The 16,391-nt window shown below is 38.1% G+C and carries 11 protein-coding genes; 9 read left to right on the top strand and 2 right to left on the bottom strand.

Features of this window, described 5'->3' with window-relative positions:
- Positions 1 to 24 precede the first annotated feature (24 nt).
- Together ACQ76T_RS08860 and ACQ76T_RS08855 are read right to left on the bottom strand one after the other, a co-directional pair.
- Positions 25 to 1,860: a RagB/SusD family nutrient uptake outer membrane protein gene (locus tag ACQ76T_RS08860; RefSeq protein ID WP_431342942.1), complete on the bottom strand. Its 1,836-nt coding sequence runs from the start codon at positions 1,858 to 1,860 to the stop codon at positions 25 to 27.
- Positions 1,861 to 1,870: 10 nt separating this feature from the next.
- Positions 1,871 to 4,888 (bottom strand): SusC/RagA family TonB-linked outer membrane protein, encoded by a 3,018-nt coding sequence (locus ACQ76T_RS08855; RefSeq protein WP_431342941.1) that lies wholly within the window; start codon positions 4,886 to 4,888, stop codon positions 1,871 to 1,873.
- A gap of 873 nt (positions 4,889 to 5,761) precedes the next feature.
- On the opposite strand from ACQ76T_RS08855, the gene kduI reads away from it, so the two are divergent.
- The 9 genes from kduI (at position 5,762) to ACQ76T_RS08810 (ending at position 16,373) form a co-directional block, all read left to right on the top strand.
- Complete coding sequence (kduI, locus tag ACQ76T_RS08850; RefSeq protein WP_431342940.1) at positions 5,762 to 6,598, top strand: 5-dehydro-4-deoxy-D-glucuronate isomerase; 837 nt, start codon at positions 5,762 to 5,764, stop codon at positions 6,596 to 6,598.
- A 7-nt stretch (positions 6,599 to 6,605) separates the two neighbouring features.
- Positions 6,606 to 7,388: a gluconate 5-dehydrogenase gene (locus tag ACQ76T_RS08845; RefSeq protein WP_431342939.1), complete on the top strand. Its 783-nt coding sequence runs from the start codon at positions 6,606 to 6,608 to the stop codon at positions 7,386 to 7,388.
- 18 nt (positions 7,389 to 7,406) lie between these two features.
- The gene (gene uxaC, locus ACQ76T_RS08840; RefSeq protein ID WP_431342938.1) at positions 7,407 to 8,804 is read left to right on the top strand and encodes a glucuronate isomerase; all 1,398 of its coding nucleotides are present in this window, start codon (positions 7,407 to 7,409) and stop codon (positions 8,802 to 8,804) included.
- Between the two features lie 86 nt (positions 8,805 to 8,890).
- A complete protein-coding gene (locus ACQ76T_RS08835; RefSeq protein ID WP_431342937.1) occupies positions 8,891 to 9,898 on the top strand; it encodes a sugar kinase in 1,008 nt (335 codons plus the stop codon).
- A 2-nt stretch (positions 9,899 to 9,900) separates the two neighbouring features.
- The gene (locus ACQ76T_RS08830) at positions 9,901 to 10,569 is read left to right on the top strand and encodes a bifunctional 4-hydroxy-2-oxoglutarate aldolase/2-dehydro-3-deoxy-phosphogluconate aldolase (protein WP_431342936.1); all 669 of its coding nucleotides are present in this window, start codon (positions 9,901 to 9,903) and stop codon (positions 10,567 to 10,569) included.
- 212 nt (positions 10,570 to 10,781) lie between these two features.
- The gene (locus ACQ76T_RS08825) at positions 10,782 to 12,308 is read left to right on the top strand and encodes an MFS transporter (RefSeq protein ID WP_431342935.1); all 1,527 of its coding nucleotides are present in this window, start codon (positions 10,782 to 10,784) and stop codon (positions 12,306 to 12,308) included.
- A 47-nt stretch (positions 12,309 to 12,355) separates the two neighbouring features.
- Positions 12,356 to 13,819, top strand: a complete 1,464-nt coding sequence (locus ACQ76T_RS08820) for a tagaturonate reductase (RefSeq protein WP_431342934.1) — start codon at positions 12,356 to 12,358, stop codon at positions 13,817 to 13,819.
- A 5-nt stretch (positions 13,820 to 13,824) separates the two neighbouring features.
- Positions 13,825 to 15,438, top strand: coding sequence for a UxaA family hydrolase (locus ACQ76T_RS08815; RefSeq protein WP_431342933.1), 1,614 nt, complete (start codon positions 13,825 to 13,827; stop codon positions 15,436 to 15,438).
- A gap of 209 nt (positions 15,439 to 15,647) precedes the next feature.
- Positions 15,648 to 16,373: a WG repeat-containing protein gene (locus ACQ76T_RS08810; protein ID WP_431342932.1), complete on the top strand. Its 726-nt coding sequence runs from the start codon at positions 15,648 to 15,650 to the stop codon at positions 16,371 to 16,373.
- Positions 16,374 to 16,391 lie beyond the last annotated feature (18 nt).

Here is a 16,391-nt window from a genome sequence, read left to right as displayed (position 1 = left end):
AGTTTCATATGAATGTTAAGCTGTCTAATATCCGTAATCCTGGGTAAGATTATAATTTGAATTGATCACATCCAGCGCTATAGGGAGAAGCTCCTTTTTGTTGGGCTGGAAGTAATGCGCATAACTTTTCACAGGATCTCCACTGATGTAAGGCTGTGTCATAGCCAATCTCCAGCTGATCTTTGTATATCCTGAAGGTGTAGCAACACTTTGATTAGGACTATAGAAAACATCCGCTTTAGCAATTCCGTTGGTATACAAATCCATATCCAGTACGTTTTGCTGGGCTGTTTTTGTAGGAACATAATTGATTACAGTTGAAGCTGGCTTTTTGTAGAAAATATATTCAGGAACGTTGGCATAAGCTCCGGTACCGTTCATGAAATCTGTTAATTTCTGTTTTGTTTCGTTGATTTTTGTTTCCAAAAGATTCCAGCGGATCAGGTCATATTTTCTTAATCCTTCGCCTCCGAATTCGAGTAATCTTTCCTGTACAACATAATTGAAGAATGCATTTTTGGAAGTTGGAATGGTTCCTACCTGCCCCAGATTTCCTGCATAAGCTCTTTGTCTTACAGCCATTACTGCATCCACGGCATCCTGAGAAGGAGAACCATGCAATTCATTATCTGCTTCAGCAAACATTAATAAAACGTCGGCATATCTTAGCATAGGCCAATCGATTCCTAAATTCTGAGAAGTTCCGGTAATGCTGGTCCATGATTTTCTGAATTTCCCATCATTCCAGTTGATAGAGGTCTGAAGATCTTCCTGTTTCGTAGTACTTACTCTGAAAATAGCAATATTAACATCTCTTCTCAAATCATATTTGCTGAATTCATAAAAGTAGGTAGGAATAGCACTGATTCCTCCTGATGACTTCCAATCGGAATCGTCATGTCTTAATCCGTTGTAATACCCAATTTTAGAATCGGTTCTTGAGTTTCCTCCGAATGCTCCGATGGCAAAAATAACTTCATTGGTCGTATCCTGACTGTTGGTATGAAGTGATCTGAAAAGTCCTTCATAGCTAGGATTTAATTTATGCTGCCCGGAAGTAATGATGTCTTTACATTCATCATAAGCGATCTGATAATATTTCTGAGGATTTGAGCCCTGTACCATCAATTGTGGGTTTCTGCGAAGAGAATAACCTGCTCTGGCCAATGCAATTCTTGCTCTTAAACCTTTTACCGCTGCTTTTGAAAGTCTTTGAGCAGTGGTCCCGCCTTCTGATTTCCATGGAACTAACGTAGCCGCTTTTGCCAGATCATCCAAAATTTTATCATAGATGACATCACGATCTGTTTTTGGAATATATACGGTAGGCAGATCTGCGGAAGGAACATCCTGAAAAGGAACATCACCCCAGTTTTTAATAAGATCATAGTAAAATAGGGCTCTTAATGCCAACGCTTCTCCAAGATAACGATCCATTAGTTTTTTATCAGCGGCAGATCCCACTTGGTAAACAGGTGAAATTGGAATATTTTTAATAACGAGATTGGCTCTTTCAATGCCGGTATATGTATCGAGGAAAGGTCTTAATAGCTCTGTATTGGTCGGAACAGCTCCAAAACAACTTATTCCTCTTCTGTCGTTAGCATTGTAATCTCCGGAAGTTCTGTAATCGTCCCCTGATTGGGAAAGAATAAGGTTCATTCTTTGTCCGTAGGTATTGTCGCCCATTGCGCTGTTGTAGACCCCAACAAGAGCGGCAAAAGTATCGGGAGCAGAGTCAAACTGTTGTTTTTCTGCTGTATTGGAAAGGTTTTCTACCTCCAGATAATCGCTGCACGAGTTCAGAGTAACTGCGCACGCAAGAGATAAGAAAAGGCTTGAAAATTTATTTTTGTTCATAAGATTTGTTTTAGAAAGTAATGTCTATTCCTGATAATATAAATCTGCTTCTAGGGTAAGCGGAATAATCAACGCCTGGTGTCAGAGGATTTCTTCTCGTATTGGCTTCCGGATCAAACCCTGAATATCCTGTAATGGTAAATAAATTATTAACGGTAGCGTACAGTCTAAGATTTCTGATACCAATAGCTTCCAGAGAACCTTTAGGCAGGCTGAATCCTACGGTAAGGTTGTTCAGTCTTAAAAAAGAACCGTCTTCAATAGCATAAGAATGTAGGAAATAGGCTCCTGCAGGAGGAGTCCACATCGTAGTGTTGGCATTCAAAGCAGCAAGGGCGGCAGGATCTGTTACTTTATTTCCGGCATCATCAAACCATCTCCAGCGGTCTGCCACTTCAGCCAGCATATTATTGTCTTTATACAAATACTGAGTGGTATATTCTACTTTGTTGGCGTTATAAACCTTATTGCCTATAGAAAAGTTAAAAACAAGGCTCATATCCCAGTTTTTATATCGGAATGTCTGGGTAAATCCTCCGTAAAACTTAGGCTGAGCACTTCCAAGATCTGTCATATCTTTGCTGTCTATTACCCCATCACCGTTAAGATCTTTCAGTTTAAGATCTCCGGGCTGTACTGCTTTTGCGCCATTAGCAACTGCTGCAGAACTTGCAATTCCAGCTTTCAGTGTATAGGCTTGAGTGGTTGCGTCATAGTTGAAATCACTCACTTCATATCTTCCTGCCGTTACATATCCCCAATATGTTCCTACCGGTTTACCTACCTGCACGAGGAAATCGAAAAGGTTGTTCTGCCATCCGGAAGGGTAGTAGTAGTAATTGGAACTTGCGGAAGCATTACTTCCTAAGCTTTTAATGGTATTTCTGTTCGATGAGATATTGGCATCAATTTTCCATGAAAAATTTTCTTTATTGATGATCGTACTTCCCAGGGAAAGCTCTATCCCTTTATTTTCGCTACTTCCTGAGTTTTGATATTGATATTCATATCCTGAAGTCTGAGGAATCTTAGCCAATAATAAAAGATCTTTAGTATCGGTTTTGTAAACATCAAGCGTACCGTAAAGTCTTCCTTTAAAGAATCCGAAATCTAACCCTGCATTATAAGAATTGGCAGTTTCCCAGGTTACATTGGGATTGGCCATAATATTTCCTGTAGTTGCACCAGGAGTTACACTCGTTCCGAAAGCATATCCATAATCTGAAGAAGAAGTAAAGAAGGTATCATATAAAAAAGCTCCAATTCTGTTGTTTCCAGATTTTCCATATCCTAAACGAAGTTTCAGCTCATTAATGCTGTTATTGTCTTTCAGGAAATTTTCTTCCTTGATTTTCCATGCAAATGAAGCTGCCGGAAAATATCCCCACTGATTGGTTCCCGGTTTAAAAACACTCGAACCGTCAGCTCTCATAGATACCGTTGCAATATATCTGTTTTTGTAAATATAGTTTGCTCTTCCAAAAAATGAAGCTAGACGATCTATTTCTCCCATTGTTTTAGGAGCATCCTGAACCATTCCTGATGGAGGAGAAGCCAGTTGAGTATTGGCAAATGCTTCCTGGGCCGAAGCTGATTTCGGGAACCATTTGATATTGATCGACATCGATTCTCCGTCTGTTCTTACTGTTTCCTGGCCTGCTAACAGATCCAGTTTATGATTTCCAAAAGTCCGTCTATAGTTTAAGGTATTGGTATTCGTAATTCTTCTGGACTGAGAATTGCTTAAAAATACAACCGGCTGGTCATTATTCTGTCTTGCCAACGTCGTAACAGGACCGGAAAACTGATTAACAAGCTGATCTCTCTGTACGTAACCGATCACACTTCGAAACGTAAAATCCTTACTGATTTTGTAATCAATAGTAGCATTTAATAGTAAGTCGTTTCTCCCACTTTCCTTTACTTCATCGTTAGCCAGTAAAACAGGATTGACAAGATTGGTCTGATCTGCAAATAAAGGATCAAAATCATCTACATCCACTGAAGATCCTCCTTCGAAAGGCTGATATCTGATGGCGTTTCTCAGACGGTTGGTTGCTTGAGATCCACTGGCCGATGTTCCTGCTCCGTAAATCGTTTGGCGGCTGTAACGGGCATTAAGACCTAAGCTCAGTTTTTTCGAGATATCATAATCATACCTGAAGTTGGCCATGTTTCTTTTGAATCCGGATCCGATCATAATTCCGTCTTCCTGAACATTATTCAGCGTTAAAGAGAAGGCAGAGTTTTCTGATCCACCGGAGATCGCCACATTGTGAGTGTAGTTAAAGGCTTCTCTTCCAAAAACTTTATCCTGCCAGTTTACTTTTTTTACTGATTTATATTTGTCCAGCTGATCAAAAGTACCGTAACGGGTGTTAAACGTTTCAATATCTTTTACATCTCCGTTCTTATAATATTGTTCATACTGATAAAGTACATATTGGTAAGGATCCAGAACACTTATTTTATTCTGAAGACTTCTTACTCCTACAAAGCCATTATAGTTAATTGTTGTTTTTCCTTTTTTACGGCCTCCTTTTGTCGTAATCAGAACCACCCCGTTGGCCCCTCTGGAACCGAAAATAGAAGTGGAAGAAGCATCTTTTAATACTTCGATAGACTCTATTTCTTTTGGAGATAAAATGCTTAGCGCATTATCCATCTGTACACCGTCTACAATATAGAGTGGGGCATTGCTTTGGGTAATGGAGTTTCCTCCTCGTATTACAATATCTACATCTGCACCGGGAGATCCTTCGCTCAGAGAAACCTGAACTCCGGCAAGTCTGCCCTGGATGGCTTCAGCAGCGTTGGTAGAAGGCATATCTCTAAGAGCTTCGCCCTTCACAGAAGAAACAGCATTGGTAACATCTTTTTTGGAAACTTTTGTATAGCCTACCAAAACCACGTCATCCAATTTGGTTTCTTTATCTTTTTTTGTTTCTTTTTCTTGAGCCATTGCAAGGACAGGAAGCAGAAAAACAGTTAAATATAACCACTTTATTGATTGTACTCTTTTATCCATTTTGTATCCTTATAGTTTTAATTCTTGGTTGAAAGTTTTTTCAATCGTTTTTGTTGAGGACTTTAAGTATTCTGCTGATTTTAGTGGTTGCAATGTTTTCTTTACTTTTTTACGCTTTAGTGCAATCGATTGCGTAGTTTTTTGTAAAACATTATTCTGGCTCCTAAACTAATATTATTTTTCAATACGCAAAGAAAAAAATGTTATTTTTTCATTAATTTACTTGTTTAAGTTTATGAATTTAATAAAACTAATGTTAGTTTTTGTGTTTTAAATAATTGATAATTAGTATTTTGTATTTTTGTTTGATCATCTTTTAATTCTTTGAAAAAAAATGATATTGATGTATGTTTAATGATCAAAAAAATTAAAAAATCCTTAAAATTAAGTCTGATTTCCCTCCATGAAAATCCCTGAATTTTGATTCGAGAAGAGAAAATTTATTGGTTTTCTGATTTTTGTCATCTTTTTCAGGTTTTTTTTGATCGTGAATTTTATACTATTCAACAATATTCCTTAGTATATATGGTGTATTCATTAAAAATGAAGTTTTGATGGTTATTTGACATTTGAATTTTCCGATATTTTTTTGGCATGATTTTATATTTTTAGATATGCTGATTCATGATTTTGGTTAATTTTCGCTCTTTATTTTCCCTGTTTTCCTTCAAAATAATGGAGGTTGTTTGATTTTATTTTATTGATAATAAGTTGTTTAAAAATTAAAATTAATTTTTTGTTAAGTAATTAAAGAATAATTATATATTTATCCCCACAAGTATTTCTGCGAATTTTAGTGTAGTTTATGCAATCGATTACACTGTAGATAGTGGTTTTGAAAAAACCGTAAAATTTAAAAGTAAAAAAAGTAGTATGACACAATCAGAATTTCGTTACGCCCATCATCCTGAAGATGTAAAAAAATATACCACGCAAGATCTTAGGAGGGAGTTTCTGATCCATGATTTATTCCAGAAAGATCATGTAAAACTGGTGTACTCCATGTATGACCGATTGATCGTAGGAGGAATAATGCCTTTCTCGGAAGCACTTAAGCTAGAACCTACTGATGATTTGAAAGCAGAATACTTTCTGAACCGAAGAGAACTGGGAATCATCAATGTAGGAGGAACCGGAAAAGTGACTGTAGACGGAAACGTTTATCATCTGGAAAACAAAGAAGCTTTATACATTGGAAAAGGAGCAAAAGATATTGTTTTCGAAAAAGCAGGGGATGAACAGCCTTATTTCTATATCAATTCTGCGCCGGCGCATCATACGTATCCTACCAAAAAGATTACAAAAAGAGAAGCTGAAATTGTAGAACTGGGTGAGGAAAAATATGCAAATAAACGTACGATCAACAAACTGATTGTGAATTCTGTTTTAGAAACCTGTCAGCTTCAGATGGGAATGACGGAACTTCACCCCGGAAGTGTCTGGAACACAATGCCTGCCCATACTCATACCAGAAGAATGGAAGCCTATTTCTATTTTGATCTGGAAGAAGGGCAAACAGTTAGTCACTTTATGGGACAGCCCCATGAGACCCGACATCTGTTTATGAACAACAGACAGGCGGTACTTTCTCCGGAATGGTCTGTTCACTCCGGTGTCGGAACTTCCAATTATACTTTTATCTGGGGTATGGCTGGGGAAAATATGGATTACGGTGATATGGACGGTATCAAAACAAACGAATTAAAGTAATTTTTCAATGAACTTATTTGATTTATCCGGCAAAGTAGCAGTCATTACAGGCGGTACCCACGGATTAGGAATGGCAATGGCAGAAGGCCTTGCTGCTGCCGGTGCTGAACTGGCCATCACAAGTACAACTCCTTCCAAATTAGAGGAAGCTTTGAACTATTACCATGAAAAAGGGTATAAAGCAACCGGTTATCTTTTTGATGTGACAGACGAACTGGAAGCTGCTCAGAAAGTAGCATTAATGGAAGCTGCCCACGGAAAAATAGACATCCTTGTCAATAACGCAGGAATCATCAAAAGAATTCCCGCTATTGATATGGAAGTGGAGGACTTTAGAAAAGTAATTGATGTAGATCTTACCGGACCTTTTATCATGTCGAAATTAGTCGGCAAGTATATGATCAAAAGAAAATCGGGAAAGATCATTAATATCTGCTCAATGATGAGTGAGCTGGGACGCGATAATGTAGTAGCCTATGCCTCTGCAAAAGGCGGTCTTAAAATGCTTACTAAAAACCTGGCAACAGAATGGGCAAAACATAATATTCAGGTGAATGGAATCGGTCCTGGATATTTTGCTACATCCCAGACAGAGCCCATCCGTGTAGACGGACATCCTTTCAATGATTTTATCATCAGCAGAACACCGGAAGGAAGATGGGGAAACCCGGAAGATCTTGCAGGAACAGCTATTTTCCTGGCTTCTGACGCAAGTAAGTTTATCAACGGACAGATTATTTACGTTGATGGAGGAATTCTTGCCACTATCGGAAAACCTGCGAATGAATAACAACAGAATTAGACTAGAATGAAACCTTTTATAACAGACCAATTTTTATTACAGAATAAATACGCTGAGGAACTTTACTTCAGATTTGCAGAAAAACAACCTATCATTGATTATCACAATCATTTGATTCCAAAAGACATTGCGGAAGACACTGTTTTTGAAAACATTTCCAAAGTATGGATCGCCGGTGACCATTATAAATGGAGAGCTATGCGTACGATGGGAGTGAATGAAAAATTCATTACAGGGGACGCTACCGACAAAGAAAAATTTGAAGCCTGGGCAAAAACAGTTCCTTATACGTTGAGAAATCCTTTGTATCACTGGACTCATTTAGAATTAAAAAGATATTTCGGAATTGATGAACTTTTAAGTGGTGATAATGCTTCCGAGATTTACGAGAATATTACCGCTCAGCTGCAGACCCCGGAAAAATCAACCAGAGGTCTTCTGAAAATGATGAATGTAGAATCTCTGTGTACAACTGAAGATCCTACGGATATTCTGAATTACCATCAGAGCCTTGCCAAAAGCGACTTTAGTATTAGAGTAAGTACGGCATTCCGTCCGGATAAAGCGATTCTGATTGAAAACCACAATTTTCCGGATTATGTTGTAAAACTAGGTGAATCCGCAGGAATTGAAATCAATTCTTACCAGACTTTATGTGACGCTTTACTTAAAAGAATCGAGTATTTCCATGAAAATGGCTGCAGATTGTGTGATCACGGTTTAAATAATATCTCTTTTGAGGAAGCCACAGAAGCAGAAGTGAATGCTATTTTCAACGATAAATTAGCCGGAAAAGTAATTGCTGAAAAACAGGTTAACCAGTTCAAAACGGCTATGTTGTTATTTCTTGGCGAAGCTTATCATCAATACGGATGGGTTCAGCAGTTCCATTTGGGAGCATTAAGAAATAATAATGAAAGAATGCACAGAATCCTTGGACCAGATACAGGCTGGGATTCTATCGGAGATTTTGTTCAGGCTGAGACACTTTCCAGGTTTTTAAATACACTGGATGGAAAAGATAAGTTAACCAAAACGATTTTATATAACTTAAATCCTGCCGACAACGAAATTTTTGCCACTATGATTGGAAATTTCAACGACGGTAGTATCAAAGGAAAAGTACAGTTTGGTTCAGGATGGTGGTTCCTTGACCAAAAAGATGGAATGATCAAACAGATGAATGCTCTTTCTAATATGGGATTAATAAGCTGTTTTGTAGGAATGCTAACCGATTCCAGAAGTTTTCTGTCTTATCCGAGACACGAGTATTTCAGAAGAGTATTGTGTAATCTTTTCGGAGAAGAAATGAAAAACGGAGAACTTCCGGATGATATTGAACTGATCGGAAAAACAATCTCAGACATCTGCTACCACAACGCGAAAAATTATTTTGATTTTTAAATTTAAAATGAAACCCTCAAGGGAGGGTAAGTGCCTTTTAACTCCGTTGAATCTTCAATTTGGGGTTAAATAAAGAAATTAAAACTATGAGTAGTAAAATAGTCACATTCGGTGAAGTGATCATGCGTCTATCCTCACCAGGAAACCGGACGATGAAGCAAAGCCACGAAATGGAATTCTTTTTCGGCGGAACAGAGCTTAATGTAGCCTCTTCATTAGCAACAATGGGTTGTGAAGTAAAACATATCAGCAGTGTTTCTGATGATTTTGTAGGAGAATCCGCTATTTCTTTTATCAAAAGCTTTGGAATTGATACCACCTTTATCCATAAAAATGAACACCCTTTAGGACTGTATTTTCTTGAAGTAGGATCCTCAGTCCGTGCCAGCAGAATTGCCTATAACAGACTCAACGGTTCTTTTGCCAATATTCAGGCAGAAAATATAGACTGGGAAAAAGCCCTTGAAAATTGTGAATATTTCCACTGGACAGGCATCAGCCCCGGCATTTCAGAAACAGCCTATACAACATTAAAAGAAGGTTTGATCACTGCTCAGAAAAAAGGAATTGAAATCACCACAGATCCTGCTTATCGTTCCAACTTATGGAAATATGGCAGAAATGGAAACGAAATATTAAAAGAATTGGTTTCCTATTCAACCATTTTCATTGGTGGCGTGAATGAGATTAATGAAATTTTGGGAACTCAGTTTTCCTCAGATAAAGAAGGTTTCATGGAAGCCTGTAAAGAATTAAAACAACAAATACCTTCCATTCATAAAATTTTCGACAAAATACGAATTGGTGTCACTGCAAGTGCTCAGCAAACGCAGGGAAGAGCTCTGGTTGAAGGACTTTACTTTGAAACGGAGCTTCTGGAAGTAAACCCAGTAGTAGACAGAATTGGTACCGGAGATGCTTTTGCCGCTGGTTTGATCTATGGTTTAACGAATTTTGATGACGAAAAAGCGTTGCGTTTTGCCAATGCAGCCTGTGCCATCAAGCATACCATTCCGGGAGATATCAATTATGCGAGTGCAGAAGATATTCTGGAAGTAATGAACGGAAATTCAGGAGGAAGAATAAAAAGATAATTATGGCAAGATTCAGTCGTATAGAAGTTGCGTTACAAGCAAAACAGACAGGTATTGTTCCTGTATTTTATCATGCAGACGTTGAAGTATGCAAGAAAATTGTAAAAGCTTGTTTTGACGGGGGTGCCCGTGTCTTCGAATTTACCAACAGGGGCGATTTCGCTCATGAAGTGTTTGCGGAACTGGTAAAATATACAGCCCGAGAAATCCCTGAAATGATATTGGGAATTGGTTCAGTCATTGATCCGGCTACCGCTTCATTATATATTCAGAGTGGGGCCAATTTTATTGTCGCTCCATCTTTAAACCCTGAAGTGGCAAAGGTTTGTAACCGAAGAAAAATTGCATGGATGCCAGGTTGTGGTTCCGTTTCTGAAATTTCCTATGCCGAAGAACTCGGAGCGGAAATTGTAAAAATATTCCCTGCCACACAGGTTGGAGGACCAGAATTTATCAAAGCAGTAAAAGGGCCAATGCCTTGGACGAATATTATGCCTACAGGCGGGGTACTTCCAACAAAAGAAAATATTACAGAATGGATCTCTGCAGGAGCTTACTGTGTTGGCCTGGGATCACAGTTATTTGTGAAAAATGATGACGGAGCATATGATTATGAAAGAATTACAGAGACCGTGGCCAATTCTATTCAGATTATTAAAGAATTAAGATAATCGTCCTTACCCATTGATGTCAGCCATTAAGAATTTCAAATGGATGAAAATCTGAGTGTAAGGCAAAGTTCAATTGAGTTGTTCTCAATTCCTTAATTGAATTTTAATGATTTATAAAATTAATCATTTCTGTGCTAAATAAGCGCAGATAGGGAGTTTTTGCTCCATTTTGTTGTCAAAATCAATAAAAATCAATACTATTAACGATTGATATGAAAAAAGAAATATCCTCGAAACCGAGTAACTTCAGATGGACTATCTGTGTGCTTCTTTTCATTGCAACGACCATCAATTATATGGATCGGCAGGTACTGTCTCTTACCTGGAAAGACTTTATCGCTCCGGAATTTCACTGGAACAATAATGACTATGGGAATATCACGGCTTTATTTTCCATTTTTTACGCAGGAAGCATGCTTTTTGCCGGGAAATTTGTGGATTGGATGGATACTAAAAAAGGGTTTCTCTGGGCGATCGGAATATGGTCTGTAGGAGCTGTTGTTCATGCTTTCTGCGGAATTGCCACTTCTGGGGTTCTTACCGGAAACTGGCTGGTAGGTTTTGAACAATCAAAAGAAATAATTGGCAGGGTAGATAACGTGGGAGCTATTATCAGTACCAGTGTTACGTTATTTATATTTGCCCGTTTCGTACTTGCAGTAGGTGAAGCAGGAAACTTTCCTGCCGCGATAAAAACAACTGCGGAATACTTCCCTAAAAAAGACCGGGCATTGGCAACCAGTATTTTCAATGCAGGAGCAACTGTGGGAGCTTTGGCTGCACCGGTTAGCATTCCCTTTATTGCAAAATCAATGGGCTGGGAATGGGCATTTATCATCATTGGAGCGCTAGGCTTTGTGTGGATGGGACTTTGGGTATTTTATTATAAAAAACCTCACGAACATCATAAGGTGAATGAACATGAACTCACTTATATCCAGCAGGATCAGGATGATTTTTCGTCTGGAAATTCATCATCAGCAGAAAGAAAGTTTTCTTTCAAAGAATGTTTCAGCTACAGACAGACATGGGCTTTTGCCTTTGGAAAATTTATGACCGACGGAATCTGGTGGTTCTTTCTTTTCTGGACACCGGCTTACCTGAGCTCTGTTTACAAAATGGATTCTACACAAAGTGCCTTTCCTTTATTCGTCCTTTATATGATCACTTTATTATCGATCATCGGAGGATGGCTTCCTAAATATTTCGTGGAAAAGAAAGGGATGAATGCCTACACCGGAAGGATGAAAGCAATGCTGATTTTTGCATTTTTTCCGCTGCTGGCTTTATTGGCGCAACCCTTAGGTTCTGTAACGTACTGGATTCCTGTATTGATAATAGGAGTGGCAGGAGCAGCACATCAGGCATGGTCGGCCAATATCTTCTCTACCGTTGGCGATATGTTTCCTAAAAAAGCCATTGCAACCATTACAGGAATTGGTGGAATGGCCGGAGGAATAGGATCTTTTTTAATCAATAAATCTTCGGGCGTTTTATTTGATCATGCTCATAAAGCATGGACGACCATTGACGGAACACCATTGCTTGAAAAATATCCGCAATATATCAATGAACGCTTACCAGAGAACTTTTTGCATGATCTGGAAAAATCAGGAGCTCTTATTTCGGATGGAATAGATAAAGGGTATATGATCATTTTCTCAGTCTGCGCAGTGGCTTACCTCATTGCATGGAGCGTTATGAAAGCACTTGTTCCCAAATACAAAGCAATTCAATAGCAATAAAAATCATCTGTTGAAAGATGGTTTCATTCAAATCAGAAGAAATGGAAAATCAGATAAAACAAAAATTAAATAGAGAACTTAATGGTTCTCAGCAACCGCTTCCTATTAAAATTGTACAGTTTGGAGGAGGAAATTTCATGAGAGGATTCACAGATTATGTGATTGATCAGCTCAATAAAAAGACAGGATTCAATGCTGGAATTGCTAATGTTCAGCCCACTCAGGGAGGATCTGTTTATAAACTTGAAGAGCAGGACAATCTGTACACTCTTTTTACCAGAGGAATCCGAAAAGGAGAACTTGTGGATGAAAAACAGGTAATTTCTGCCATTCAGAAATCGATCAACCCTTATACCCATTATGATGACTTCCTGGCTTTAGCGAAAGAAGAAGAACTGGAATTTATTTTTTCCAACACCACCGAAACCGGTATTGCTTACGATGACTTGGAAAACAACTATCAGGGCCCACATAATAATTTTCCAGCAAAAGTAACTGTATTACTCTATGAAAGATTTAAACATTTCAACGGAGCTCCGGATAAAGGATTAAGAATCATCCCTTGCGAGTTGATCGAAGACAATGCCTATGCTTTAAAAGATATTATTCTTACCTATGCAAGGCTCTGGGATTTAAAAGAAGAATTTGTGCAATGGATTGAACATTATAATTATTTCCATAATACGCTGGTAGATAGAATTGTTCCCGGATATCCAAAAGATGATGTGGAAACGTATGAAGACCAGCTAGAGTATGAAGATCAGATGATGGTGGTTTCCGAAGCATTTTTACTTTTTGTGATTCAGGATGTTCAAAACCTGAAAGAAAGAATTCCTTTTGATCAGATTAATGAACAGATTCTGGTAGTAGATGATATTCAGCCTTACCGTCTCAGAAAAGTAAGAATTCTGAACGGCGGTCATACCCTGATGTTGGCTCCCGCTATTTTATCCGGAAAAGAAACCGTTAAAGAATCTATTGACAATCTATTTATCGGAAAATTTCTTAAACAAACTATTTTCAACGAAGTGAATCCTACGCTGGGGTTGGATGAAAATGAATTGAGAGACTTTGCAGAAGATGTTTTTGACAGGTTCAAAAATCCATTTATCAAACACTATCTGTCGAGTATTGCTCTGTATTTCGTTTCCAAATTTAAAGTGAGGATCCTTCCGAGTCTTTTAGGTTATATTGAAATCAACCAAAAGTTACCTCTTAATTTAACTTTCTCTTTGGCAAGTTTAATACGCTTTTATCAGGGAAGTTATGGCGAAAGATTCCTTCCATTGAATGATGAAAGTGCTGTTGTTGAGAAATTCAAAGAGATCTGGAGTCACAATGATTATGAAAAAGTAGCAGAACTTTCATTAAGCGAAATCTCTTTCTGGGATACAGACCTTACTCATATTAACGGGCTTAAAGATGCTGTAACAAAAGCATTGTGGGAGATTGATCATCACGATATGGAAACTGCATATCACAATTTTATCCAGTTTTATTCTTAGAAATTATGCAAAAGAAAGTATTGAAAGTAAATTCCAACGATAATGTAGCTGTAGCACTTATCGATTTGAAGCAGGGAGAAACTGTGGATCTGGATGGCTTTACTTACCAAATTATAAAAGATACAAAAGCAAAACATAAATTTGTGACGGAAGATCTTTCAACAGGAGATTCCATCATGATGTACGGCGTTTTGGTGGGAAAAGCGAGCCAGCCCATTCAAAAGGGGGAAGTAATTACCACTGAAAATGTAAAGCACCAAAGTGCAAAAGTAGAAGGCAAGACAGAAACCACTGCATGGACTGCTCCCAATGTTGATCAATGGAAAGACAGAACTTTCATGGGTTACCACAGAGAAGACGGGCAGGTAGGTACAGAAAATGTATGGTTGTTTTTCCCGTTGGTTTTCTGTGAGAACAGGAATGTGGAAATTTTAAAAGATGTTTTTGAAAAAGAACTTTTATTCGAAAAGACAACAAAACACCAGCTGTTGCTGAGATCTTTGATCCATAATTCAGAAACAGAAACGGTGGATGATGAAGAGAAAGATTCAAGAGTTTTTAAAAATATTGAAGTTAAATTCATAACGCATCAGGGCGGTTGTGGCGGAATTCGTCAGGATGCTGAAGCGTTGGGCCGTTTATTAGCAGGATACGTCAATAACCCGAATGTAGCCGGAGCAACCGTTTTAAGTTTAGGATGTCAGAACTTACAGGTTCAGATTTTTAAAGATGCTTTGGAAAAAATCAGTCCCAACAATAAGAAGCCCATCATCGTTTACGAACAGCAAAAGTCCGGGACGGTGGATGAAATGCTTGGTGGGATTATCAAAGACTCTTATGAAGCGATAAAAAAGGCTAATGAAATCGAAAGAAAACCTGCACCCGTTTCAAAATTGGTTTTAGGATTGGAATGTGGTGGTTCCGATGGCTTTTCAGGAATTTCGGCCAACCCGGTTTTAGGACAGCTTTCAGATCTTATTGCAGGAATTGGAGGAGCGACCATTCTTTCAGAATTCCCGGAATTATGTGGGGTAGAGCAGGAACTCGTAAACCGTTGCGTAAAAGAAGAAGATGCAGAAAGATTTTTACAGTTGATGAAAGACTTTGAAGAATCAGTCGTGGCCGCAGGATCAGGTTTTGATATGAATCCTTCACCGGGGAATATCAAAGACGGCCTTATCACCGATGCCATGAAATCTGCGGGTGCTGCCAAAAAAGGAGGCTCGTCGCCCATCAATGACGTTCTTGATTTTACAGAATATATTAAGGAACCAGGACTGAACTTACTGTGTACTCCCGGAAACGACGTTGAATGTACTACAGCTTTGGTAGGCTCAGGTTCAAATATCGTATTGTTTACAACAGGTCTTGGAACTCCTACCGGAAATCCAGTCGTTCCTGTGGTGAAAATTTCTTCCAATACTTCTCTTTCTGAGAGAATGCCGGATATTATTGATTTTAACACTGGAGATGTTATTACCGGAGAAAAAACTATTGATGAAAAAGCAGAAGAACTGCTGGAATTTATCATCAAAGTAGCCAGCGGAGAAGTGAAAACCAAAGCCGCTATTTTAAACCAAAATGATTTTATCCCCTGGAGAAGAGGGGTTAGTTTATAAGAACTGTTTTTTGATTATATAAATATTAGGGTTGAAAATGCTTTCTACGTTATGTAGAGGGCATTTTCTTTTAAAGGTAAAAACGATGTATATTTGAATGGCATTCAGGACTGCAATGATAAAGTATTAAAAATGGAACCCTGTCATGTACAGAGACCACCGAAGAAGTCATAGAATGGATGTATTATATTTAAGATATACAAAATAATATGGATAATCCTTTAGAACTTTATGAGACGATTTTCTTATCTAAAAGACTTAAAATATCAATCTTTCAGTATAAAGACGGAAAAGTGTATACCGCTGATGAGTATAATAATATAGAGGAACTTAAGGTGTCAAAAATCGTTGATTATTCAAATGGAATGGTTCGATTTTACAATATGATTGAAGGACAGAAAAAATGGGGCGTTATGCTCATTAATGGCTTCCAGATTATACCGCCTGTGTATGATTATATATCTCCTTTGATCGATCAAAAATATTTTAAGATTTTTACAGGCGACTATCATTGGAAATATGATGATGAGTCTAATGAGCTTTTTTATGAATTTTTATGGGATAGCAAGTCGTGGAATGGTGACGAATATAAAGGAAGGCTAGGACAGGGAAAGTGGGGGCTTATCAACACAGAAAACCAGATCCTGATTCCTGTAGAATATCAGTGGATAGATATCCTGGATCAGCGTACTGTATGCTGTAATGTAGGTGATACTCCCATTATAAAATGGTATCATGGAGATCATAAAAAAGACGTACTGTCAATAGGCGGTGGTTTATGGAAAGTAATTTACCTCAGTCGCTTTCAGAATATAGAGACCGGATTGGGGATGTATTTTGACGTTATTGAAAAGTTTCCCGAAGAATATAAAAAACATACCAACATTGATTATCACATCTTTTCCTATGAATTTCAAAAAATTCATAAGTTTTAATCTGTTCGTAAAAACATG

It is taken from the genome of Chryseobacterium sp. JK1, assembly GCF_050632815.1.
In the GTDB taxonomy this organism is placed as follows: domain Bacteria; phylum Bacteroidota; class Bacteroidia; order Flavobacteriales; family Weeksellaceae; genus Chryseobacterium.
The sequence above is the reverse complement of the archived record's forward strand: the minus strand, read 5'-3'. Positions and strand labels throughout refer to the sequence as shown.

Coding starts and splice junctions, on each gene's coding strand:
- ACQ76T_RS08835 (WP_431342937.1), top strand. CDS start 8,891: ATGAGTAGTAAAATAGTCACATTCGGTGAAGTGATCATGCGTCTATCC.
- ACQ76T_RS08815 (WP_431342933.1), top strand. CDS start 13,825: ATGCAAAAGAAAGTATTGAAAGTAAATTCCAACGATAATGTAGCTGTA.
- ACQ76T_RS08830 (WP_431342936.1), top strand. CDS start 9,901: ATGGCAAGATTCAGTCGTATAGAAGTTGCGTTACAAGCAAAACAGACA.
- kduI (WP_431342940.1), top strand. CDS start 5,762: ATGACACAATCAGAATTTCGTTACGCCCATCATCCTGAAGATGTAAAA.
- ACQ76T_RS08855 (WP_431342941.1), bottom strand. CDS start 4,888: ATGGATAAAAGAGTACAATCAATAAAGTGGTTATATTTAACTGTTTTT.
- ACQ76T_RS08825 (WP_431342935.1), top strand. CDS start 10,782: ATGAAAAAAGAAATATCCTCGAAACCGAGTAACTTCAGATGGACTATC.
- ACQ76T_RS08845 (WP_431342939.1), top strand. CDS start 6,606: ATGAACTTATTTGATTTATCCGGCAAAGTAGCAGTCATTACAGGCGGT.
- ACQ76T_RS08860 (WP_431342942.1), bottom strand. CDS start 1,860: ATGAACAAAAATAAATTTTCAAGCCTTTTCTTATCTCTTGCGTGCGCA.
- uxaC (WP_431342938.1), top strand. CDS start 7,407: ATGAAACCTTTTATAACAGACCAATTTTTATTACAGAATAAATACGCT.
- ACQ76T_RS08820 (WP_431342934.1), top strand. CDS start 12,356: ATGGAAAATCAGATAAAACAAAAATTAAATAGAGAACTTAATGGTTCT.
- ACQ76T_RS08810 (WP_431342932.1), top strand. CDS start 15,648: ATGGATAATCCTTTAGAACTTTATGAGACGATTTTCTTATCTAAAAGA.